Source organism: Haloferax sp. DFSO52, from assembly GCF_048158745.1.
Classification (GTDB): domain Archaea; phylum Halobacteriota; class Halobacteria; order Halobacteriales; family Haloferacaceae; genus Haloferax.
On the sequence record NZ_JBLOPB010000005.1, the window covers coordinates 12,800 to 34,402 of the forward strand.

Annotated in this window: 14 protein-coding genes; 7 read left to right on the forward strand and 7 right to left on the reverse strand. The window is 57.0% G+C overall.

Features of this window, described 5'->3' with window-relative positions; genetic code table 11:
- Positions 1 to 2 precede the first annotated feature (2 nt).
- On the reverse strand, positions 3 to 1,094 hold the full coding sequence (locus ACK3SC_RS18570; protein ID WP_416841744.1) for a Gfo/Idh/MocA family protein: 1,092 nt from the start codon (positions 1,092 to 1,094) through the stop codon (positions 3 to 5).
- Between the two features lie 338 nt (positions 1,095 to 1,432).
- Here ACK3SC_RS18570 and ACK3SC_RS18575 point away from each other — a divergent pair, with 338 nt between their 5' ends.
- Positions 1,433 to 2,551, forward strand: a complete 1,119-nt coding sequence (locus ACK3SC_RS18575) for a Gfo/Idh/MocA family protein (RefSeq protein WP_416841745.1) — start codon at positions 1,433 to 1,435, stop codon at positions 2,549 to 2,551.
- Between the two features lie 2 nt (positions 2,552 to 2,553).
- Positions 2,554 to 3,315: a TIM barrel protein gene (locus ACK3SC_RS18580; protein WP_416841746.1), complete on the forward strand. Its 762-nt coding sequence runs from the start codon at positions 2,554 to 2,556 to the stop codon at positions 3,313 to 3,315.
- A gap of 12 nt (positions 3,316 to 3,327) precedes the next feature.
- Here the strand turns inward: ACK3SC_RS18580 and ACK3SC_RS18585 are convergent, their stop codons facing one another.
- Positions 3,328 to 5,355, reverse strand: a complete 2,028-nt coding sequence (locus ACK3SC_RS18585; RefSeq protein WP_416841747.1) for a beta-galactosidase — start codon at positions 5,353 to 5,355, stop codon at positions 3,328 to 3,330.
- Between the two features lie 179 nt (positions 5,356 to 5,534).
- Between ACK3SC_RS18585 and ACK3SC_RS18590 the strand changes: the two genes are divergently transcribed.
- The gene (locus tag ACK3SC_RS18590) at positions 5,535 to 5,726 is read left to right on the forward strand and encodes a hypothetical protein (protein WP_416841748.1); all 192 of its coding nucleotides are present in this window, start codon (positions 5,535 to 5,537) and stop codon (positions 5,724 to 5,726) included.
- Between the two features lie 126 nt (positions 5,727 to 5,852).
- Positions 5,853 to 7,454 (forward strand): TCP-1/cpn60 chaperonin family protein, encoded by a 1,602-nt coding sequence (locus ACK3SC_RS18595; protein ID WP_416841749.1) that lies wholly within the window; start codon positions 5,853 to 5,855, stop codon positions 7,452 to 7,454.
- 55 nt (positions 7,455 to 7,509) lie between these two features.
- Here the strand turns inward: ACK3SC_RS18595 and ACK3SC_RS18600 are convergent, their stop codons facing one another.
- The 5 genes from ACK3SC_RS18600 to ACK3SC_RS18620 all read right to left on the reverse strand — a co-directional run bounded on the left by ACK3SC_RS18600 (position 7,510) and on the right by ACK3SC_RS18620 (position 13,287).
- Positions 7,510 to 8,241 carry a hypothetical protein gene (locus ACK3SC_RS18600; protein WP_416841750.1) on the reverse strand — a complete coding sequence of 244 codons (732 nt, stop codon included), beginning with the start codon at positions 8,239 to 8,241 and terminating at the stop codon, positions 7,510 to 7,512.
- A 69-nt stretch (positions 8,242 to 8,310) separates the two neighbouring features.
- A complete protein-coding gene (locus ACK3SC_RS18605) occupies positions 8,311 to 9,540 on the reverse strand; it encodes an ABC transporter ATP-binding protein (protein WP_416841751.1) in 1,230 nt (409 codons plus the stop codon).
- A 119-nt stretch (positions 9,541 to 9,659) separates the two neighbouring features.
- Positions 9,660 to 10,547 carry a carbohydrate ABC transporter permease gene (locus ACK3SC_RS18610; protein WP_416841752.1) on the reverse strand — a complete coding sequence of 296 codons (888 nt, stop codon included), beginning with the start codon at positions 10,545 to 10,547 and terminating at the stop codon, positions 9,660 to 9,662.
- Between the two features lies 1 nt (position 10,548).
- Positions 10,549 to 11,475, reverse strand: a complete 927-nt coding sequence (locus ACK3SC_RS18615) for a carbohydrate ABC transporter permease (protein ID WP_416841753.1) — start codon at positions 11,473 to 11,475, stop codon at positions 10,549 to 10,551.
- A 123-nt stretch (positions 11,476 to 11,598) separates the two neighbouring features.
- Entirely contained in the window at positions 11,599 to 13,287 is a 1,689-nt protein-coding gene (locus tag ACK3SC_RS18620; RefSeq protein ID WP_416841754.1) for an ABC transporter substrate-binding protein, read from the reverse strand.
- A 1,223-nt stretch (positions 13,288 to 14,510) separates the two neighbouring features.
- Between ACK3SC_RS18620 and ACK3SC_RS18625 the strand changes: the two genes are divergently transcribed.
- The 3 genes from ACK3SC_RS18625 to ACK3SC_RS18635 all read left to right on the forward strand — a co-directional run bounded on the left by ACK3SC_RS18625 (position 14,511) and on the right by ACK3SC_RS18635 (position 21,578).
- On the forward strand, positions 14,511 to 16,796 hold the full coding sequence (locus ACK3SC_RS18625; RefSeq protein WP_416841827.1) for a glycoside hydrolase family 3 N-terminal domain-containing protein: 2,286 nt from the start codon (positions 14,511 to 14,513) through the stop codon (positions 16,794 to 16,796).
- Between the two features lie 345 nt (positions 16,797 to 17,141).
- A complete protein-coding gene (locus ACK3SC_RS18630; protein WP_416841755.1) occupies positions 17,142 to 18,323 on the forward strand; it encodes an MFS transporter in 1,182 nt (393 codons plus the stop codon).
- Positions 18,324 to 18,455: 132 nt separating this feature from the next.
- The gene (locus ACK3SC_RS18635; protein ID WP_416841756.1) at positions 18,456 to 21,578 is read left to right on the forward strand and encodes a glycoside hydrolase family 2 TIM barrel-domain containing protein; all 3,123 of its coding nucleotides are present in this window, start codon (positions 18,456 to 18,458) and stop codon (positions 21,576 to 21,578) included.
- Positions 21,579 to 21,603: the final 25 nt, after the last annotated feature.

Below are 21,603 nucleotides of genomic sequence, written 5' to 3' on the forward strand. Positions count from 1 at the left end.
TCTTATTGGTCCGGGAACGCCGGAGGGAGCGGTGTTGGTCGTCGGCAGTCATTCTCGATTGGCACGTGTTCGCCAATCGTGGACGCAGTGCGAATACCGGAGAGTATCGTCAACACGTGATACGCGAGGTCGGCGTTCGTCCGGTGTTCCCAGTCGTCACCGATAGCGTACGCGAGGTCGGCGACACCGGCACCACGACCCCCGGTATACTCGTGGGTGAGTTCGACGTCTCTAAACTGGTCACTGTCACGGTCCCGGACTCGAACGGGACCCTCGAAGTGATTCGGGTCCGGAATTTGGAGCGTCCCTTCTGTCCCGTAGATTTCGAAAGCGGGATCCGGTAGCGACGATCCGCCGTGCGTGTCGAAGCTCATCAACAGGTTCGCGACCGCACCGTTCTCGAACTCGACAATCCCGGTTTCATGAGTCGGTACCTCAACGCTGATGGTCTCACCGTTTCGTGGTTCGCTCGTAATCGTCCGCTCAGAGAACGTCTGTTTGACCGACCCGGTCACGCGAGCTGCTGGGCCGAGCAACGAGACGAGCGCCGTCACGTAGTACGGTCCCATATCGAATAATGGCCCACCACCATCGGAGTAGTAGAAGTCGGGATTTGGGTGCCAACTCTCGTGGCCACCGGAGGTCCAAATGGCGGTCGCACCGACTGGCTCGCCAATCCGCCCAGAATCGATTACCGACCGGCAGGTTTGCAGGCCAGCACCGAGGAATGTGTCCGGTGCAGAGCCGACAAGCAGATCGGACTCGTCAGCCATCGCGAGAATTTCTTCGGCGTCCTCGACTGTTGCTGCGAGCGGTTTCTCTACGTATACGTGTTTCCCGGCAGCAAGGAGCTGACGGCAAGTTTGGGTGTGTGCCGACGGCGGTGTGAGGTTGACGACAGCGTCGATGTCCGATTCAAGGAACTCCTGAACGTCGAAAGCGGCGATACCATACTTGTCAGCCTTCGCCTCAGAGCGCTTTTGGTCGAGGTCCGCACAGGCCGTAATCTCGAAACAGTCGAACTTGTCGTTCGAGGAGAAATACGCATCACTGATCGTTCCACAGCCGAGGACTCCGACCTCTATCGGTTCCATATCTTGCAATCGTTGTACCCCAGTTTAATTATATCCCCTGAGGCCACGGTCTCACGAACGCGACAAGTGTCGCACCGACAAGGATTGTGAGGGCCACCGCTATCAGTTGTATCATCGTCTGTTCGAGATGACGGGGAGAACACCGTCAAGAGAATCATAGCAAACAGCGGGGCGGATTACAGCGATGCCGTGACGATGGATACCGGTTCCACCGCGAGCCCGGCGAAGTATAGCGTCACGACGATGTAACGATGCTCGCGGTCAACTCGGGTCCAGTGAAGTGTCGTCTATCAATACATTTTTCATGTTCGTTTGGGATTATTATGAGGAACACTGACATGCAAGAGCTTGATATCGCCTTCATCGGTACCGGAGCGGATCCCGAAACGCAGGACAACGAGGGATTCGCGATGGCGTATCGCCACGGAACAGCGTACGACCGACTCGAGAACTGCTCCCTCGTGAGTGCAGCGGACATCGTTGTAGAGAATGCAGCCGCGTTCGCCGACTACTTCGATATCCCCGACGACGGCGTCTACGAGGACTACGTGGAAATGCTGGAAGAGGTACAGCCGGACGTGGTAAGCATCTGTACGCCGCCACACACACACGCTGATATCGTCGTCGACTGTACTGAAACCGATTCGGTCCAAGCGATTCACTGCGAGAAGCCAATGGCGCGAAGCTGGGCAGACTGCGAACTGATGGTCGAGGCTGCCGACGACGCGGGCGTCAGTCTCACGTTCAACCACCAGCGTCGATTCGGAAAGCCGTATCGCGAAGCCAAAGCCCTGCTCGAAGACGGAGCGATTGGCGACCTCGAACGCTTGGAGATGGCCGCACCCAACATCTACGACTACGGCTCGCATTCCGTAGACCTGTGTAACTACTTCAACGACGAAGGTTCGGCCGAATGGGTCATCGGCCAACTCGACTACAGCACGGAAGACAAGTGGTTCGGTGTCCACAACGAAAATCAGTCACTCGCCTCATGGGAGTACGAAAACGGCGTCATGGCGCTCGCATCGACGGGTGAACTCGGTGGCGACCTCGTCAATTGCCACAACCGGCTAATCGGAACCGACGGTGTAATCGAGATCGGCCATGGGTTCCCGAACGGGTCGGTCGAAGAACAGGTGCTGCGCATCAAGCGCGACGGCGACGACGAATGGGAGTCGATCGACACCGGCGACGAGGGACTCCACGGACTCGATTCGGCGGAGTACGGACGGTTGTATATCGATCGCGCTATCGAGGACATCGTCACTGCACTAGCCGAGGGTGACACGTCCGAACTCGACGCGCAGAACGCCCTCGACGCGACGGAAATCATCTTCGCCGTCTGGGAATCCTCGCGCGTACACGGCCGTATCGACCTTCCGCTCGACATCGAGGACAACCCCCTTGACGCGATGATCGAGTCCGGTGAACTAACGCCCGAACCGGGGGACGACTGACGATGGCGGACCTCTCAGTCTGTATCGAGATGGTCTTCGCTGACCTCCCCATCGAAGAGCGGATCGAGCGTGCCGCGGCGGCCGGGGCCGACGCAATCGAGTTCTGGGGCTGGCGGGACAAGGACCTCAACGCAATCGCCGATGCATGTGCTGCTGCCGATGTCGATATCGCGGCGATGCTCGGGTCCGACGCACCACTCACCGACCCTACTGGCACCGACGCCGCGGTCCACGACCTGGAGCGCTCGATAGAGGTGGCCACCGAGATCGGGTGCTCGAACCTCATCGTCACCGTTGGACAGGAACAGGGAGATGTCGACCGCGAAGCGCAGCACGACTCGATCGTCGAAGCACTCTCGCGTGTTGCCCCGATTGCCGAAGACGCGGGCATTGCGCTCGGTGTCGAACCGCTTAACACGGCCGTCGATCATCCGGGGTATTATCTCACGTCCACTGCCGAGGGCCGTGAAATCGTTCGGGAGGTCGACAGCACTGCTGTCGGCCTGCTTTTCGACGTGTACCATCAGCAAATCACGGAAGGCGACGTGACCAGAAGCCTGACCAACGCAATCGGTGACCTGACGTACGTGCACGTCGCCGACAATCCCGGCCGCAACGAACCCGGCACAGGTGAACTTAACTACGATACGATTCTGTCGGCGCTCGTCGAAGCTGGCTACGACGGGTACGTCGGCTGTGAGTTTTCACCGATCAGCGACGATTCAAAAGCAGTTGAACGCTGTCGGGAACTACTGGCCGGCTGAACGCGGCCAGTTTTACTTCTTGATGCTAATTTCGATTTCGTGGGCGGCCCCCTTGACGACTGCGAGGTCTCGACCGGGAACGGTCTCCTCGCCCAGCACGACCGTTCCGGTTCCGGGATTGACCGACACCTCCTCAGCGCTGAAGTTGGTGACCCACGTGTAGCCATCGCGTTCGGTGAGTCGGACGTTGTCGGGCAACTGCTCGTTGACCGGGAGATCGGCACGTTCGAGCAATGCGACCATGAGAGCGTCCGTCAGCGCCGCTTCGGGCCAGACGCCGACGTAGGCGACGTGGCCCTCGCCGTGTTCGTTTCGAACGATAGCCGGTTCGCTTGCACCGACACCTGACTCGTGCTGACCGACGACCGTCGCGCCCTCTGGCTGTATCCATTCGCCCCAAGTCCGGTAGTTGTAGACGTCTCCTTGGTAACTCACACGGGTTTCGAGCCCCGGTGAGAGGCTCTCGTGTTGCACGATTCGAGCGCCGAGCGCCGCAGACAGCGGCCCCGGTGCGAGTTCATCGCGGAATCGGTCGTATTCGTTCTTTGTCGCCGTTCGAATTGTCAACAGAAGCTCACCGCCGCGTTCTGCGTAGGCGGCCAGTCGACTCGCGAGGCTGTCGTCGACGAGATGGAGAGACGGCGTGATGACCGCACTGTACTCGTCGAAATCGGTCGCCGTCGGTACGACGTCGACGGTGACGCCACGGGAACGGAGTGCCCGGTAGTAGGCGCGCATATGCGCCCAGTAGTCGAAGTCGGGCGTATGGCGCTCGTTATCGTGGAGTGCCCACATACTATCGTAATCCAGTACAATCGCAACGTCACCGCTCGTGGCATCTAGGTCGGGGAGTTCGTCGAAGTCCGCGGCTGCATCGGCTGCCTCGACGACCCCGCGATCCGGCAAGCCGTCGTAGTTATTGAGCGCACCCCAGTACTGTTCCTGTCCGAAGGTGCACCGTCGCCAGCGAAAATACGAGACGGTGTCAGCCCCGTGGGCCACGGCTTGGTGGGCCCACAGGCGCATCATCCCATCGGCGGGTTCAGCTGAGTACGGGTAGGCACGAATATCGCCGGACTGGTTCTCCATCACCCAGAATGCACCGTCGCTGGCTCCCCGGTATAGGTCATGGTTCATCCCAGTCAGGTCGGGGTCGCCGACTCGCTGAAGCGACGCTGCTTCTTTTGAAGCCGGGTCAGGTGTATCGGACGCTTGTTGTGCATGGAGTGTCGGATACGAGTCCCACGACGCGAAGTCGAGATCAGCAGTCACGTCGAATGCGTCCAGCGGCTCGAAATCACCCATGAAATTATGCGTGACGAACCAGCTGTCGTCCGCCTCGCGCAAGATATCGACATGCAGCCGGTTGTACTCGACGACACTATCGGAGGCGAACCGCATGTAGTCGAGCATTCGACTCGGGTGTTGTTGCTCGTTTGCGGGCGTCCGTCCCGGGAGGTCAACTTCCGCAAACGAGTTGTACTCTTGGCTCCAGAACGCGTTGCCCCACTTGTCGTTGAGGGCTTCGATGTCGTCGTAGTCTTCACGGAGCCACGTCCGGAAAGCCGTCTCACAGTTCTCGCAGTAACAGCGTACCGTTTCGTGACATCCGAACTCGTTGTCCGTTTGCCAGCCAGCGACGTGGTCGGTACCCGCGAATCGTTCGACCATCCGTTCGATGATTCGACGACTCTCACGTTGGTAGATCGGTGAGTTGTAACAGTAGTGGCGACGGCTCCCGAATTCGAGTGGCGTTCCATCGGCTTCGACCCGGCGGACGCTCGGATATTCGTCGAGGAGCCATTTCGGTGGCGTCGCGGTTGGGGTACACAGCACCGCCTTCATCCCGTGGTCGCCGACGAGTTCGACTGCCTCGGCCAGCCACTCGAAATCGTACGTCCCGGGTTCTGGCTCCATCCGGTTCCACGCGAATTCGGCCATTCGGACGTACTCGATACCTGCGTCGGCCATCCGTTCGATGTCTGTACTCCACCGCTCACGCGGCCAATGCTCTGGAAAGTAGCACACTCCGGTATGCATAATATCGTCAACCGCTCAACAGGCTATAAAACCATGTGCTACATCTAGTCCACAGTTTACTGCCCGAGTGTCTGACTGGGTCATTTCGGCTCTACGTGACAGATTTCTCGTCTATCCGTGTCGAATAAAACCGACTGAGACCAACGGTTATTTGTATGTGGGACGTTCACCCAACCCATATGTCTATAGAACTCAACAATCAGCGGAACGTCGGAATCCTGGTTGCATTGATCGTTGGGACGATTGCCGCCATCGCTATCGGAATCAATGTGCTACAAGGATTCGGCACGAACCTCCTCGAAGAGGTCGGGTACGCCATCGTCGTTCTCGTCATCGCCTTGGTACTCTACGACAAACTGCTGGTGATGTAATCAACGGTTCCGAAGCCATTATTACTCAAATGCTCCTGTTACTACATATCCTCTCCCTCAATACTCATGACGACTAACGAAATGTATTCCGGATGGCAGAATATTCCGTCGAGAGAGACCCGCTCGATGATTCGTGACGCATCCACACAGATGGGTGACCTCGTGCGGAGCACCCTCGGACCACTCGGAATGGACAAGATGGTGGTCCGTCGGATGGAAGACGATCGGATCCGAGGATTCGTCAGTAACGATGGTGTGGCGATTATCGAAGAGTTCGAAGGCGAAACGGATCATCCAATCGCACAGCACTTTATCCGACTCGCGGAAGACCAGGAAGATGACTACGGCGACGGGACGACGACGACGGTGCTTCTCGCGTCAGACCTCCTTTCGACGGCCATGGACCTCGCCGATCAGGGAGTCCACCCGAACGACATCATCGAAGGATACTCCATCGGTGCACAGCGGACACTGGAACGCTGGAACGAGATGGCGATCGACCTGCGAACCGCTGACGACACCCTAGACCAGGAGAAACTCGAGGCTATTGCCCTCACAGGGATGACGAACGGTCGGACCGATTCGTGGCCGCTTGGTGGGTTCGCCAAGACGCTGGTCAATGGCGTGTTGCGTGTCTCCAATCCAGCTACTGGTGGTGTTCGATTAGACCACGCCAAGACGATCGCTGTTCCGGGGGGAAATGTCACCGACTCGGAGCTCGTTGAGGGCGTCATGCTCCCAAAGGAATTGGTCGTTGCCGAACACTTGCTACCGGCAACCGGTTCGGTGTTGTTAATCAATGGCAATCTCCAGTCCAGGAGCCTCTCTACGGACGTAAACATCAATATAGAAACTAACGACGGTGCACGTCGGGCCGCTTCTGGGTTCAATGACAGTGAGGGTATCGCGGCGGCCATCGGGCAAACCGACACCGTCGCAGTCGTCGTCAGCGGCGACGTCGATATGGCGATTGCCAAAGAGCTCGCTGGTCACGGTGCCGTCGTTCTTCGTAACGTCAAGGACAGCGACTTCAAGTACATCGCAAAGGCTACGGGTGCGAGTTCCCGCGGACCAATCACGCCAAATACCCGAATCGACCCGGAGGTATTAGGAACTGCGACGGTCCGATTTCGAGACACCGGCAGGGAGGACGACTGGGTCGCTTTCGAACCGCCGGCAGCGGTCGGTGCCCCGGCGGTTACGCTGCTCGTCCGTGGCGGTACCCAGACGTCAGCAGAGGAAGCTCAGCGTCGCATCAAAGATGGGAAGAACGCACTCCGGGCGTGTATCAAGAACCCAAAGGCTCTCCCGGCCGGCGGTGCCGCTGACATGGCAGCGGCCACAGACATTCGCTCGTTCGCGAACCGCTTCGACGGTCGCAAGCAACTCGCCATCGACGCATACGCCGATGTACTCGAATCGATTCCGAAAACACTTGCTCGCAATGCGGGGCTGGATTCGATCACATCGGTAGCCGACCTTCGGACACGACACGACGCGGGCTTCGAGCGTGCTGCTATCTCGAAAGACGGTGTCGTTGTCAACGACGTGACTGCCGACGGTGGCGGACTCGAAGCGTTCCAAGTTCGCGTGTCAGGACTGGTCCGGGCCATCGAGTTTGTCAACCACTTCATTCGTATCGATAGCGTGCTCCTCGACGAGCGTCCGCCTTCGGTAGAGCGTGTCCTCGAAGAACCACGAGTCAAACCAGGTGAGGTTCCAGAATAGGTCGTCGAACGGGCGAGGACTGCGACCGCACAAATTCGACCTGTTGTCGTAATTATTAGACGAGTTGCGTTCCGATAACGGCGAGCAACGTTACCGGGAGTACTGACATCACGCTCTGCTTCCGGTTGATATCGTACAACTTGCTAATGATCGGGAGAAACAGGAAGCCGACCACGATCCACGTCGCCGACAGCAGCAGGTCCACAATCTGCATCTGTGGCGAGTTGGCGACCGCGCGATGTGTCTCGATCACAGCTTCTGTTGGCTCGACACCGGCAACTACTGTCTCGGGGGCTGGGATTGTGAGAGCCAAGAAGCACGAGACAATAAGCACGGGGACGAACGAGACGGACAAGTATCCACCCGCTTTGAACACGGTCGTATCCATGTTGGTCTTCTCCGAGAAGAATCCCGCTATCGACCCGATGACGCCGAAGTAGAGAAACCACGTGAACGCGACAACAAAGAGCCCGAACAGGATGTTGATGCCGAGTGCGAGCTTCCAACCGGTGAAGACGTACCCTTGTGACATCGCAAACGGTTCGGTAAGATGTTCAAAGACCCCTTGGACGATACCGTAGAGTAGCACACCGGTAATCGGGGGCAACCAGCCGTACCGCTTCATCGTCCCGACCAGATCATCCATATTTCGTGCAGTCGCTAGCTCACGAATGAGCTGCCTGTAACTCTGATCTGGGACACCCGAACCGAATGTCTCGTTGTGCGGATCCGCAGTGTGATCCATCTGCGGATCGTATCCAAAATTAGGTGAGTCGTCAGAACCCATTACTACCGAACAATAGCCCTCGTGACTTATAATCTGTCGTCTCCAAAATTGCGAAAATGGTCAGGGTGTTCAGTCGTCCGCCTCTGCGATGGACTCAGTCGAGGCATCGGATACCCTCGGGTTCTCCATCCCAACGTTCTCGCCGGTCTGAGGATCGAACACGTGCATATGTTCGGTGTCGAATGTGAGGTGCACCGGTTTATCGCTTCGCTCGTAATCGATCGGGATGGAGTTTGGTTCGATGAAGGCCTTGTGTTCTTCTTTGTCGCTCTGTACGTCTTCTCCGATCTCAACTGAGCCAGAGATAACTTCCTCAACGTTCTCGCTGTCTTTGAGTACGAAGTAGAGTAAGTCGTTGCTACCGAGTGGTTCGATGATGTCAACCTGTGCCGGAACGCTCTCTTCGGTCGGTTCCGTGTGAACTGTGATGTGTTCGGGGCGGATACCGAGCAGAAATTGCGTTTCAGAGCTCTGTTCGGTGATCACGTTGGCCCGTTGTTCGCTGACTTTCACGTCGATATCACCGACAAACTTCGAACCATTGGCCGTCTGTTCAAGTTCCGAGACGAACATGTTCATCGACGGGCTGCCGATAAACTGTGCGACGAACGCGTTCTGTGGTTCGTTGTAGACCTCACGGGGCGTCCCGACCTGCTGAAGTTCGCCGCCATCGAGGATTGCGATTCGGTCGCTCATCGTCATCGCCTCCTCTTGATCGTGGGTGACGTAGATCGCTGTCGTCTCTAATTCGTGCTGGAGGCGTTGCAGTTCTGTCCGCATGTGCTTTCGGAGTTTCGCGTCGAGGTTCGAGAGTGGCTCGTCGAAGAGGAAAACTGCAGGGTTTCGAACGATTGCACGTCCTGTCGCCACACGTTGGCGCTGTCCACCCGAGAGGTGTTTCGGTTTATCGTCGAGTAATTCCTCGATGCCCATCATCTCTGCTGCTTCTCGGACACGCTCGTAGATCTCCTCTTTTGGTAGGTCGGTCGACCGTTTGAGGCCAAAGGCCATGTTCTCTCGGACTTTCAAGTGTGGGTACAGTGCATAGTTCTGGAACACCATCGCAATGTCGCGGTCACGTGGTGGGAGCCGATTCACGATAGTCCCTCCAATGTTGATCTCACCACTTGTAATCTCCTCGAGGCCGGCGACCATCCGCAGCAACGTCGATTTACCAGAACCGCTCGGACCCACGAGCGTTAGGAACTCGCCGTCTTCGATTTCCAGATTGAAATCTTCAACGGCGACGGTCTTCCCATTGTATATCTTCGTCACATCGTCGAACAGAATCCTACTCATTATTCGTATGATACATTATCCCATCCATTTATTACTTTGGGTTGACGGGATTCGACACCTCAACTGGGGCCGAAATTCGGCGCATCCGGTCTGTTCCGTACGGGGTTGCGAGGAGGCTATCAGGTCTTGACAGCACCCTCAGCGAGTCCGTTGATAATGTATTTCTGGAGGAAGAGCAGGATGAAGAACATCGGCAGCGTCGCTCCAAGCGCACCAGCCATCATCAGGTCCCATTGCAGAGAGTACTGTCCAACCCAGGAACCCAACCCCGGCGGAATCGTTGATTTCCCGCTGTCGTTTATCAGGATTAATGCCATGACGAATTCGTTCCACGCAAAAATCCACGCGAAAATAGCCGTCGTTGCAATCGCTGGGGTGGACAGCGGAATGACGACCCGAATCACCGCACCTACACGCGTACTCCCGTCGATCATCGCCGCTTCTTCGAGCGACGCGGGGAGGTTCTCGTAGAAGCCACGAAGCATCCAGATGGAGAACGGGAGGACGAACGCGACGTATGCGATGGTAAGCCCCAGCAGGCTATTGAACAGACCGATGTTGCGGAAGATGAGGAACAACGGCACTGCCACCAGAATGAGCGGAAACATCTGCGTGATCAACAGGAACGTCGCAACCGTTTTCCGTCCTCTGAAATTCATCCGGCCGATGCTGTACGCACCGAACGTACAGACCACGACCGCTAACGCCGTCGAAGCGAGGGTGACGATAACGCTGTTCTTGAACCACGTCGGGAAATCGGTCTCATACAGGACCCTTCTGTACGCGTCGAGGCTCACTCCTGCGAGCCAGTCGCCGGGGTTCGTAAGGAACGTGTCAAACGCCGTTTGATTCAACGAGACCATGATCATCCAGAAGACTGGCAAGAGGACCACGAAGATCAGAGACCACAGCAGTGAGTGGAATCCGATCGTTTTCCCCCATTCGATCGTCTCTTGGGACAGTTCGAGGCCGAACACTTCTTTCTTATTTGGGTTTTGACTAGCCATGTTACTTCCCTCCGACTTCTTCTTGATACAGTCGCAGATACACCATTCCGTATCCGAGCATGATCACGAGCATGACGACTGCGATGGCTGCGGCGATTCCGAAGTCGTTCTGCAGGAATGCCTGCCGGTAGATGTACACCGGCAACACCATCGAGGTGTTCCCCGGCCCACCGCTGGTCATCACATACACGAGCGTGAAGTGATTCAGCGTCCACAGACTCATCAGCAACGTCGTTATAACGCCGATGGGTTGGATGAACGGGAGTGTGATGTGGCGAAACAGGTCGAGTCGAGTCGAACCGTCGACACGTGCCGCTTCGAACAGATCGGACGGGATCCCTTTCATCGCCGCGAGGAAGGTAATCATGAAGAACGGGAAGTTACGCCAGACGTACGCGAGTGTCACTGAGAACAGTGCGTAACGCGACCGGCCGAGCCATTCGATTCCTTCGAGCCCGAACAGTCGTAAGAATCCGTTGAGCATCCCCAATTGATAATTAAACAGTAGCGTCCAGTTGAGCGCTACCGCGATGAAGGGGATCGTCCACGGTAACAATAGGAGCGTCGTAGCGATTGACCGTCCTTTGAATTCACGATTAAGGAGCACCGCGAAAAACAAACCGACCGCCGCCATCAGGACCACACTCGCAAAGGACCAGACGAACGTGTTCTTCATGACGACCCAGAAGTCGGGCAACGAGAACACTTCGACGTAGTTCTCTAACCCGACGAAGACGTCCGGTCGAAGACCACCGTATTCGTAGAAGCTCAGCGCGATTCCACGGAGAATCGGAATGACACTGACGAGTCCTAGTGCAGAGAGCGCTGGGAGGAGGAACAGCCATCCCCAGACGCTCTCTTTCCCGAGCCAGTATCGGTACTCTTTGGGGATTGTGAGTCCCCCTATTGTAGTATTTGCTTTAGCCATTGTCTTTGGTTATCATGTGTGCTAGGGTATTTTATTTGTTTGGGAGCCTACTATTAATCTGCTAGTTTGAGACAAAATTAAACCACATAAAATTTTAAATATTCCCGCTACACCTTCGATGTGCTATTCGTAGGGATTGTAGATCTGCGGGACACCGTCACCCGTAATCCATTTCTGGACCGAGTCCGGTGCGTCGTCGAGAGACGGGCCGCTGTCCTTCTCTTCGACGGTGAAGTCGAAGTAGTCTGCATCGTTGATCTGCGAGCGTGCGTTGTTAGCCATACTCCGCAGTGCCGACTTCGGATCCTGTTCCGCGCCGATCATCCCGGAAATCGCAGCAGAGTAGCCCACAGAGGCTCCCTCGAAGGAACCGAGGAACGGTGCGGCCTGTTTTGCACTGGAGATACCGTATCGAACAGCGTTGGGTGCCTGTTCGAGACGGGCCTCGAGCCAGGAATCAGGAACCTTCGTGGGGTTATCGGTGAATAGTTCCATCTCTTCTTGTCCAGTTCGAACCGGGAGGAAGTTCGGTGCGGAGACTGGGAAGTACGCGTTCAACTGTTCCGGTTGTGTCATATAGTCGATGAAGTTATCGCCCACCGACTGACCGGGGTCGTGGTTACTGACGTTCGAATTGAACGCCGCGAGACAGCTCCCACCCATGAAGGAGTGGCTTTCCCCGTTGGGTCCGGCAGGCATCGGTGCCAGTTCGGTCGCCTCGGCGAGTTCTGCGTTCTCTTCGTTGACCCCTTCCTGGGGATCAATGAGGCTGCGTGCCAAGTCGGTTGGCTGGTGAGTGATACCGGAGCGACCAGATCGGTATAATTCTTCGCCCGATGTACTGTCGATTCCGCCCCAGCCGCCGGGTGCGATGTCCCACTGCTCACGGAGGCTCAACGTCCAAAGGTGGGCAAACAGAGAAGCAGGACTGTCGATATCGACGTTCCATGTGCCGTCCTCGTTTACGCTGTAGAAGCCGCCATCCGATTGCGCGGTGAACGCAGCGATATTCTGGCCGGTCGTGAAGTCCTGTGCACCCGGTGTCGTGAATCCAGCTGCATCCGTGTTCTGAGAGACGGCTTGTCCAGCCTCGATCAGTTCTTCCCAGGTCTCTGGGATACTCGACACGCCAGCCTCGTCCATGAGGTTCATGTTAATGTGACTGGTTCGAAGCTCCATGAACCACGGGATACCCCAGAAATCACCGTCGAACTTGCCCCAGTTACCGATTGTTTCGTACCAGTCGTCGTACTGGTTGAACAGTTCTGTATTCGGGCGCGCCGCACCTCGGTTCCCGAAGTCGACCGCGTGTTCACAGGCCATTTCGGAGACGTTAGGCATCGACCGCCCTTCGAGTGACGCACTCCACTCCTGGAATATTTGATCCCACGTGATAACCTCTGTCGTCACGTTAACGTTCGCGTCGGCCGCGTCCTCGAATCCTGATGCGGCATCTTTGATGGCATTGGTTTCGGCGGGGATGTACCCACGCATCGTCCACCAGAGGAAATCCTGTTCGGACGTTCCATCCGAGCCGCCGTCGCTCCCGTCATCGTTGCCACCGTTATTCGAGCCGCCGCCGCTCCCGTCATCGTTGCCACCGCTGGAACAACCCGCGAGGCTGCCGGTAGCTGCGACCCCACCGACAGCTGCTGCGGTCTTCATAAAGTTTCGACGCGAGTATTCGTCATCTTTGTCTGTCTGGTCGTCTGCCCCTGCTGCAGCTTCATCAGGGACGGACCCTCCATTATCTATCGCCGACATAAATTGGCTGTTGTAGACAATCATTATATATCTATCGGAGCCTGACATTTAGCCACTCTACTTGCCATTTGAGGCTTCGACTGACTGATTGGTGAGTTTCGTCGTGGTGTACATCACATCACATCACGAAATAGCAGTTGTATCCCTGAACAAGCGCGTTCACGGATCACAACGAATTGCTTGTCTCGCCAGTAGTATCGTGTCGCCAATTCACAATCGATTTTTGGAACCCATGGTGAAACCACTAGTGGAACATCAATTGAACGAAGGCGTGCTACGATTCAGTATTAGTGAATCGTACTCCACCTTCGTTGATTACTATTTCAACAGTATGTCTGCTACGGAGATCGAGGAACTCGAACAGTTATGACCAAATGTGCTAATTGCGTGCAGTATACATTGAAAAACGTGTTTCAATAGTGCAATGAAGCCACCAATTGTCCAGTTATAGAGTTTGTGAAGTGACACTGGCTACCTTGAAAAGCAGTTACTCGGGTTCACTATATCTGAATTATAGTTCATCATCCTCCAATCACAACAACCCAGTATGATATATACACTTCCTAGGAGAGAGCATATAATATGTGTACGCTCGTTATATTCGGTTAATGTTGGTTAGATTTCAATACTGTTACTGTTCCATTTTTAACATTTGTATCTTTGTCACAGGTTCCTCCGCTGAATAGACTATCACCGCTGATTGTTTGGGGAATGAGGCAAGAGCAGGCACAATCCAGCCTCTATCCTCAATATTGACCCACTTCTGTCGGCATGCGATCGGGTAATTCTCACCAGTTTGCCCTACTGATAGTAGTTCATCAATCATGAACTATGATGTGAACTACTAGCATGATTTCAGCCACCAATCAGACGAGAACGGGGTTACGCAATTGGGAGGGTTGTAATGATACCTCCGTCATTACATGTGAAAATTTCTGAAAATAAATTGTATCGATGAAGGATTGGCCGCCTCTGTGTGCGGAGATTCGACTGAGACTTCGGCGAGAGAATCGAGGTCGCCAAGGGCGTCGAATAGGATGCCTCTAGACTTGGCTCTACATCAACAGTAAGCCCGTCTACGTGAAATAGTAAGCGCGCCAACTACGGGCTGTTTTCTTTCGTTTCGTTCACAGACTTTTGACCATCTAGAGGGCAACGATAGACTTTTGATTGTTATCGTCATTGCACGTGATGTGACAGCACAAGACACTCCTCTGTATCGAGATGTCTCGTTACCCGTCGACCGTCGCGTCAACGACCTGATTGACCGGATGACGGTCGAAGAACTGGTTTCCCAGTTACTTTCTGTGCCGGCATATCAACTCGTAATCGAGGGGGACGACGACGATGTGGGCCAACTGCTTACCGAAGACGGAGAATTCGATCGCGACGCTGCGGCGGATATCCTCGAACACGGTGTCGGCCACCTTACACGACTCGCTGGCGGTGGTGGCCTCGAACCGAAACACGCTGCCGAAATAACCGAGGAAATCCAGAGTTTTCTGGTCGAGGAGACACGGTTGGGGATTCCAGCCGTCCCTCACGAAGAGTGTCTCAGTGGGTACATGGGGCCCGACGGGACGACATTCCCGCAGGGAATCGGGTTGGCGAGTACGTGGGATCCCGACCTCGTTGAGGGGATGACGACACGGATTCGCGACCAGTTGTTGTCAATCGGCTCGGCTCACGCGCTCTCGCCTGTACTCGATATCGGGCGTGACCACCGCTGGGGCCGCACCGAGGAGACGTTCGGTGAGGATCCATATCTCGTCGCCCAGATGGCCAGTGCCTATGTCCGTGGGCTGCAAGGTTCGGACCCCACTGAAGGAATCTCTGCGACGCTCAAACACTTTGTAGGCCATGGACTTGGAGAGGGAGGAAAGAACCGTTCGTCGGTCCAGATCGGTGAACGAGAACTCCGCGAAGTACACCTGTTCCCGTTCGAGGCCGCCATCCACGAGGCTGACGCGGAGTCGGTAATGAACGCGTATCACGACATCGACGGTATCCCCTGTGCAGCCGACGAGTGGTTGCTAACCGACGTGCTTCGCGGAGAGTGGGGCTTCGAGGGAACTGTCGTTTCCGACTATTTCAGCGTCCGATTCCTCCACGAGGAGCACGGTGTCGCCCGCGACCGATACGAAGCCGCGATACAGGCTCTCGAAGCAGGCATCGACGTAGAACTCCCACAGATCGAAGCGTACGACCTGCTCGTAGAGGCAGTCGAATCTGGTGATATCGCCCGTGAGACTGTCGAAACGTCGGCCCGGCGCGTCCTCCGCCAGAAAGTCGAGAAAGGGCTGTTCGAGGAGTACGGCGCTGACCCCGAAGAGGCGGACGAAGCGTTCGGACCTGACGCCCACCGGGAGTACGCTCGCGAACTTGCTCGCGAATCTGTGACGCTTCTGAAAAACGAGGGCGACTTACTCCCGCTGGACGACGACACATCGGTTGCCGTTGTCGGCCCAAAGGCAGACACTCCGGAGGGACAACTGGGCGACTACGCTTATGCTGCACACTACCCTGAAAAAGAATCCAACCGCCACGTTGTGACCCCACTCGAGGCCTTCCAGAACCGCCTCGGTGACGACCACGTCACTTACGCTGAGGGCTGTACGACTACGGGTCCCGCGACTGACGGCTTCGACGAAGCGGTGAAGGCGGCCGCCGAGAGCGACGTCGCAGTCGCGTTTGTCGGTTCGCGCTCGGCAATCGCACTCAGTGACGTAGAAGGCGAAGACCAACGTGATCGCCCCGATGTCCCAACGAGTGGCGAGGGTGCTGACGTGACCGACCTCGATCTGCCGGGAGTCCAGCAGGAACTGGTCGAACGGCTCTACGAGACTGACACGCCCCTCGTCGTCGTCCAAATCAGCGGCAAACCCCACAGCATCAAGTGGATCGACCAGCACGTCCCCGCAGTGGTCCACGCATGGCTTCCCGGCGAAGAGGGCGGTCACGGCATCGCAGACGTGCTGTTCGGCGATCACAGTCCGAGTGGTCGTCTCCCCGTCTCGGTGGCAAAGAACGTCGGACAACTTCCGGTCTACTACGGCCGTAAGCCCAACAGTCGAACTGAGCGCCACGTCTACGCCGACAGTGAACCACTCTACCCGTTCGGATACGGCCTGAGTTACACTGACTTTGAGTACGGTGAGTTGTCCCTGTCCGACGACGAAGTCCATCCAGCTGGAACCGTCACTGCGACTGTAACCGTCGAGAACACCGGCTCGGTCGCTGGACACGAGGTTGTTCAGTGTTACGCCCATCAGGCCTGGCCGAGTCAGGCCCGTCCCGTGCAGGAACTCGTCGGATTCGAGCGCGTTCACCTCGAACCGGGCGAGTCGGCGACGGTTCACTTCGAGATCGCGACTGGACAGCTAGCCTTCCACGATACAGACATGAATCTCGTGGTTGAGCCCGACGAGTACGAACTTCGAATCGGCCGGTCGGCCGCAACCATCGAAACGTCCGACTCCTTCGAGGTAATTGGTGAGCGCTATGAGGTCCCACGAACTGGCCGCGTCTACTTCGCGGAGACACGCGTCGAGGACTAATACTGCCTGACTCCGGTGGTTATACCCATCCACCTATTCTGATACTCACCGGAACGGAAGACCAGATAGAGCTTCAGCACGCCTTTCATGGCGAGTGAACGTCGCATCTAAAACGCAGCGACCACTCGATTACCATCGACCGTACGACAGTAGACGCACAGTGAGAGATAATCGAGGAGCCCGACTACCGAATCAAAGAGAGGCTCCCGCCCTTCACGGCGGGGAAACTGACATCCTCCCTCCCACAATCAATGGTGCCATGGGTTGAACGGGAGAATCGCACGCGAATCAGGCATGCAGCGCTAGTCGGTACAATTTAAACAGCGACCGACGGATACTGTATCCGTGAGCCGAGATCGCGTTGCCAATCTGGACATCCTATTATTGACGGCGTCCATCTGGTTTCTCGCGAAGTTCGTCCGCTACGCGTTCCCGCCGTTGTTCCCGGAGTTTCAGAGCGTCTATGGCGTCTCCAACGCCACGCTTGGTCTCGCGTACACGGCCATGATGCTCGTGTACGCTCTGATGCAGTTTCCCTCTGGCCTTCTCGCAGATAAGTTCGGTTCTCCGCACGTCATTGTCGGCGGGCTCCTCACTGCCATGGGTGGTGTTTTCCTCCTCTCTTGGCCTGGTTCCTTCATATTCCTCACCGTCGGGATGATTCTCGTCGGACTCGGAACGGGCGTCCACAAAACAGTGGCTGTCACCTACCTCTCTCAGATGTACGCCGAGAACAAAGGGCGGTCCATAGGCGTACTCGACACCTTCGGGACCACTGCTGGCGTCGCTGCGCCTGCGCTAGTCGTCGTCTTCGTGAACACCCACGGATGGGAGATGCTCTTCTTCGGAACTGGCTGTGTTGGAATCCTTCTCGCCGGAGTGTTTCTCTCCCGGGCGTCGTCGAAGGGGCCGGTCGAGACCGCTACTCAGCCAACCGATACCGCGTCGATTACCGACTACATCGCCTTGTTCAGAAATGGGCGGTTCAGTGCGTTCGTCGTCCTAACTGTCGCGTACTCGTTCACGTACAATGGGGTCGTTGCGTTCCTCCCGCTCTATCTGACTGAAGCGACACCGGTCAGTTCGACGATCGCAACCGTGCTCTACGGAGTGTTGTTCGCGGTGAGTTTCGTCCAGTTAGCCACGGGGGACCTAAGCGACCGACTGGGGTCGTTGCACGTCATCACGGGGACGATACTGATTGCGTTGCTCGGATTCGTCGGGCTATTCGTTGGTTCGACACCGATCGCTCTCGGTGTTGCCGTTGCTTTCTTCGGAATTGGCGCTCACGGCTTTCGTCCGGTTCGTGGCGTCTACCTCGTCGAAATCCTCCCGCCGTCTCTTGCTGGCGGCGGTTTGGGTGCGGTCAGAACGATTCTGATGGGTGCCGGTGCACTTTCCCCTGCCGTCGTCGGGTACGTGTCCGACAGTATCTCGTTCCGTGCATCGTTCGGAGTCCTCCTAGTGTCACTCGTCTTCGCTGTGGTCACCGCATTCGGATTGCTCATCACTGAACGGCAATCCTAGAAGTTTCGTCGCCACTTGGATTGCGATTGTCTGTTTCCACTCCAGTGGTGGGACCAGTCGCTTAACCAATGGTGTGAACCTCGTCGAGTCACCCAAAAGATAATCACTAATCGGTCAGACCCTACGTGTATTATGAAAGATTGGACCAATCCAGAAATCATCGGTCGCAATCGGCTTACACCACACACGGACGTACTGCCTTTCGAGGACGCTGACACGGCACGCGAAGGCACCCGTGCAAAGTCACCGTGGATTACATCGCTGAACGGGAACTGGCAGTTTGACTTGGCTCCGACACCATCTGACGCCCCTGCTAACTTCGAAGCTCCCACTTTCGATGCCGATGACTGGGACGAAATCGAGGTCCCGCGGAACTGGCAGACTGCTGGGTACGGTGCGCCACACTATACGAACGTCGTCTACCCGTTTCCGCTCGATCCACCGAACGTCCCAACGGAGAACCCAACCGGGTCCTACCGCCGGACGTTCCACGTCGCAAAGGACTGGGACGGCCGTCAGATTCGCCTGCATTTCGAAGGCGTTGACTCAGCGTTCCATCTTTGGGTAAACGGCAAGCGCGTCGGGTACAGTGAAGGGGCACGCCTCCCAGCGGAGTTCGACGTGAGCGAGTACGTCGAACCCGGTGAGAATACCGTCGCCGTTCGCGTCTACAAGTGGACCAACGGCAGTTACATCGAAGACCAGGATATGTGGTGGCTCAGCGGCATCTTCCGAGAAGTATACGCCTACGCCCTTCCCGAGACCCACATCGCTGACGTGGACGTGCGAACCGACCTCGATGCGGACTACACTGATGCTGAGTTCAGTGCGATCGTTGACCTTGCCAACGTCGGCGCGACTGGCGCGACCAACAATGTCTCGGCGACGCTTTGGGACGATGACGACACCATCGTCGCCGAACTCGATGAAACAACGCAGATTCAAGCAGGCGAGACGTCGACGATAACACTCGAAACGACCGTCACTGACCCCGCGAAGTGGACGGCCGAGACGCCGACCTGTTACACCTTGGAACTTTCATTGGCCGATACAGATGGGGAGATCACCGAAGTCGTCGCGCAGACTGTCGGGTTCCGCGACGTCGTGATCGAGGACGGCCAGTTCCTCGTCAACGGCGAGGCCGTCACGATTCGCGGGGTCAACCGTCACGATTTCCATCCAGACCGGGGCCGCAACGTCCCCATCGAGATGATGCGTGAGGACGTAGAGTTGATGAAACGCCACAACGTCAACGCCGTCCGGACCGCCCACTACCCGAACGACTCGCGGTTCTATGACCTCTGTGACGAGTATGGGCTGTACGTCGTTGACGAGACAGATATTGAATGCCACGGGATGGAACTCGCCCGCGACACGGCCCACATCAGTGACGCCGACGAATGGCGAGACGCCTACGTCGACCGAATGGTTCGCATGGTCGAGCGCGATAAGAACCACCCGAGTGTCGTGATTTGGTCGTTGGGCAACGAATCTGACTTTGGAGAGAACCACATTGCGATGGCCGAGGACACGCGCGAGCGCGACCCGACCCGGCCAATCCACTACGAACCTGATACCGAACAGGTTGTCTCGGACATCGTCGGGCCGATGTACCCGCCCTGGGAGCAACTTGAAGCGTGGGCCGCCGAAGACGAGTACGACCACCCGGTCATCATGTGTGAGTACGCTCATGCGATGGGCAACGGACCTGGAAATCTCCGAGAGTACTGGGACATGATCTACGACAACGAGCGGCTTCAAGGTGGGTTTATCTGGGACTGGCTCGATCAGGGGCTGCGCCAGACGACGGCCGACGGCGAAATCTGGTTTGCCTATGGTGGTGACTTCGGCGATGAACCGAACGACGCGAATTTCAACATCAACGGGTTGGTGTTCCCCGACCGCACACCGTCGCCTGGCCTCACCGAATACAAAAAGGTCATTGAACCGGTGGTTTTGGAGTCCGCCGCTCTCGAACGGGGTGAGTTGACCGTCACAAATCGCTACGATTTCTGCGGTCTTGACCACCTCTCAGCGTTTTGGCGGATCGAAGCCGATGGGGAGGTCGTAGAGAGTGGCGAACTTGACCTCCCGAATGTGCCAGCCGGCGAGCGTGAGACGGTCACTGTTCCGTTCGAGGACGACGATCGGAGTGACGCCGAATACCTGCTGACCGTCACGATCAAACTCGCAGGCGAGACAACGTGGGCCGAAGCGGGACACACCATCTCGACAGGGCAGTTCGAACTCCCAGACAGCGGCGAACCGCGAATGCCCGCCGTCGGCAGCGGGCCGCTCACGTGCGAGTCGACCGATGACGGCATCGTCGTCTCGAGCCCTGAGTTCGAAGCCCGCTTCGACGACACCAACGGTGTTCTCGCTTCGCTAAGCTACCACGGAAAAACGCTCCTCGAAGCCGGTCCACGAGTTGACCTGTGGCGTGCCCCTACAGACAACGACCGAGGGCTGCCACTCGACGGAACCCTCCTCTCTCGACTAACGTCGATGTCTAAACGTAAGGAGACGCTCAAACCCGACCAATTCCGGACCATTGGGTTCGCGCAACTCTGGCGCGAACATGGACTGGACAGCCTCCAGTTCCGGACCGACGACGTCACCCACCAGCGACGGGGTGACGACCGCGTCGAGATAACCGTCCGCGGTCGGCTCGCACCACCCGTGTTCGATCACGGCTTCAGCACTGAACAGGTATACACGATCCACAACGATGGAACGGTCGAGGTAGACACGACGCTCGAACCTGAGGGTGACCTCTCGATTCTACCATCCCTGCCACGAGTCGGTCTCGATCTGACACTTCCCGCTGACGTCGGGACAGTCACATGGTACGGCCGTGGTCCCGGTGAGTCTTACGTCGACAGCAAGCAGGCGACACTCATCGGCCGGTACCAGCGCGACGTGACTGACCTACACACGCCCTACGTCCGCCCGCAAGCCAACGGGAACCGGGCAGACGTGCGCTGGGCAAGGTTCACCGACGACCGTGGCGTCGGTCTCCACGTGACGGGGGACTCACCACTCCACGTGACCGCCCATCGTTACACGACCGACGACCTGGAAGCGGCTGACCATGATTACGAACTTCCCGAACGCGAGGAGATTTCGGTGTCGCTCGACCATACTCACTGCGGACTGGGAACCGGTAGCTGCGGACCAGCGACGCTCGAACAGTACCGCGTGGACCCCAATACCTTCACGTTCTCAGTCACACTCCGACCGTTCGTCGCCCAGTAGTACCACCCATCCCGACCGTTCGTTT

Coding starts and splice junctions, on each gene's coding strand:
- ACK3SC_RS18590 (WP_416841748.1), top strand. CDS start 5,535: ATGTCTATAGAACTCAACAATCAGCGGAACGTCGGAATCCTGGTTGCA.
- ACK3SC_RS18595 (WP_416841749.1), top strand. CDS start 5,853: ATGATTCGTGACGCATCCACACAGATGGGTGACCTCGTGCGGAGCACC.
- ACK3SC_RS18620 (WP_416841754.1), bottom strand. CDS start 13,287: ATGTCAGGCTCCGATAGATATATAATGATTGTCTACAACAGCCAATTT.
- ACK3SC_RS18600 (WP_416841750.1), bottom strand. CDS start 8,241: ATGGGTTCTGACGACTCACCTAATTTTGGATACGATCCGCAGATGGAT.
- ACK3SC_RS18580 (WP_416841746.1), top strand. CDS start 2,554: ATGGCGGACCTCTCAGTCTGTATCGAGATGGTCTTCGCTGACCTCCCC.
- ACK3SC_RS18570 (WP_416841744.1), bottom strand. CDS start 1,094: ATGGAACCGATAGAGGTCGGAGTCCTCGGCTGTGGAACGATCAGTGAT.
- ACK3SC_RS18585 (WP_416841747.1), bottom strand. CDS start 5,355: ATGCATACCGGAGTGTGCTACTTTCCAGAGCATTGGCCGCGTGAGCGG.
- ACK3SC_RS18635 (WP_416841756.1), top strand. CDS start 18,456: ATGAAAGATTGGACCAATCCAGAAATCATCGGTCGCAATCGGCTTACA.
- ACK3SC_RS18610 (WP_416841752.1), bottom strand. CDS start 10,547: ATGGCTAGTCAAAACCCAAATAAGAAAGAAGTGTTCGGCCTCGAACTG.
- ACK3SC_RS18625 (WP_416841827.1), top strand. CDS start 14,511: ATGACGGTCGAAGAACTGGTTTCCCAGTTACTTTCTGTGCCGGCATAT.
- ACK3SC_RS18575 (WP_416841745.1), top strand. CDS start 1,433: ATGCAAGAGCTTGATATCGCCTTCATCGGTACCGGAGCGGATCCCGAA.
- ACK3SC_RS18605 (WP_416841751.1), bottom strand. CDS start 9,540: ATGAGTAGGATTCTGTTCGACGATGTGACGAAGATATACAATGGGAAG.
- ACK3SC_RS18615 (WP_416841753.1), bottom strand. CDS start 11,475: ATGGCTAAAGCAAATACTACAATAGGGGGACTCACAATCCCCAAAGAG.